The organism is Nocardioides sp. CPCC 206348 (genome assembly GCF_048654705.1).
Classification (GTDB): domain Bacteria; phylum Actinomycetota; class Actinomycetes; order Propionibacteriales; family Nocardioidaceae; genus Nocardioides.
Genome location: NZ_JBMCZA010000228.1, coordinates 2,841 through 4,282 on the forward strand (window position 1 = coordinate 2,841; position 1,442 = coordinate 4,282).

At 72.7% G+C, this 1,442-nt stretch carries 2 protein-coding genes; one reads left to right on the top strand and one right to left on the bottom strand.

Features of this window, described 5'->3' with window-relative positions; all coding sequences use genetic code 11:
• Nucleotides 1-1,021: MFS transporter (locus tag ACOADB_RS25830; protein WP_378605695.1), on the bottom strand; the 1,021-nt coding region annotated here is incomplete at its 3' end.
• Between the two features lie 47 nt (nucleotides 1,022-1,068).
• Here ACOADB_RS25830 and ACOADB_RS25835 point away from each other — a divergent pair.
• Nucleotides 1,069-1,442, top strand: a 374-nt coding sequence (locus ACOADB_RS25835) for a FadR/GntR family transcriptional regulator (protein WP_378605698.1), incomplete at its 3' end; no start/stop codon positions are given.

A 1,442-nucleotide genomic window follows, 5' to 3' on the forward strand; every position in this document is an offset into this window, starting at 1 on the left:
GCGCGAAGAAGGACAGGACGACGGGGAACACCGAGCCACCGACGCCGAGCAGGGCGGCCCACAGCCAGGCGCCGCCGGCGGGGGCCAGCCACAGGCCGAGCCAGCCGAGCACCGTCAAGGCCGTGAGTACGGCGACCAGGTGGCCCTGGTGGCGCATCCGGCCGGCGATGGTCGGGACGATGAAGAAGCACGGGACCCCGATGAGGATGCTCACCGCCAGCAGCAGGCCGGCCGTCTCGTCGCTGAAGCCGGCGTCGACGTACACGCTCGGGAGCCAGCTCATCATCACGTAGGCGAACAGCGACTGGGTGCCGAAGAGGACGGTGACGGCCCACGCGGTGGGGTTGCGCCACATCGAGGTGCCGCGGGCGGTCGAGCGCTGGCGGTTGCGGCCCCGGCAGTACGGCGCCCACGCGACCGCAGCGATGAGGGCGAGCGCCGCCCAGACGCCGAGGCCCACGCGCCAGCTGCCGGTCGCGTTCGCGATCGGGACGGTGAGCGCGGCGCCGAACGCCGAGCCGAGCGAGAGGACCGCGCTGTAGGCGCCGGTCATGGCGCCGACGCGAGTGGGGAAGTGCTCCTTGACGATCGCCGGGATCAGCACGTTCGCGAGCGCGATGCCGGCGCAGGCGACCAGGGTTCCGGCGATGAGGGCGGGGGTGCCGTCGACGACGCGCAGCACCAGGCCGGCGGCGAGCAGGACCAGTGCGCCCTCGAGGCCGCGGTCCACGCCGACGCGGCGGGTGACGATCATGGCGGTCGCGCCGACCGCGGCGAAGCACAGCACGGGCAGGGACGTCAGGACGCCCTGCGTGGTGGCGGAGAGGCCCATCGAGCCGAGCCGATCGAGCATCGCGCCGAGGCTGGTGACCGCGATCCGCAGGTTGAACGCGACAAGCAGGACGGCAACGACCAGACTGATGGTCGCCCGACGCCGCGTCTGCGCGCTCACCTCGGCCCCTTCGGAGAGATGTCCCCGGAGGAGGTGCGAGAGGCGCGACGGCTGCGCGGTGGGCGGCATGAGGACTAGTGTAGACAGACGTAGGATGATTGGACGAAAGGACGACGATGCCGCTCGCCCCCGCACACACCGCCTCCCTGGTCGACCAGGCCATCGAGGGGATGCGCGCGCTGCTCGCCAGCGGTGAGTGGACCGTCGGCACCCGGATCCCGCCCGAGCCGGTGCTCGGGGCGTCCCTGGGCGTCAGCCGCAACACCGTCCGTGAGGCGGTCAAGGCGCTCGCCCACGTCGGCCTGCTGGAGGTACGCCGCGGCGACGGCACGTACGTCGCAGCGGCCACCGAGATGCAGGCGCTGATGCGTCGCCAGGTCGATCGCGTCGAGCTGGCCCACCTGCTCGAGGTGCGGCACGCCATCGAGGTGCGGGCAGCGGCGCTGGCAGCCGAACGTCGTACCGACGACGACCTGGCGGTGCTCGACGC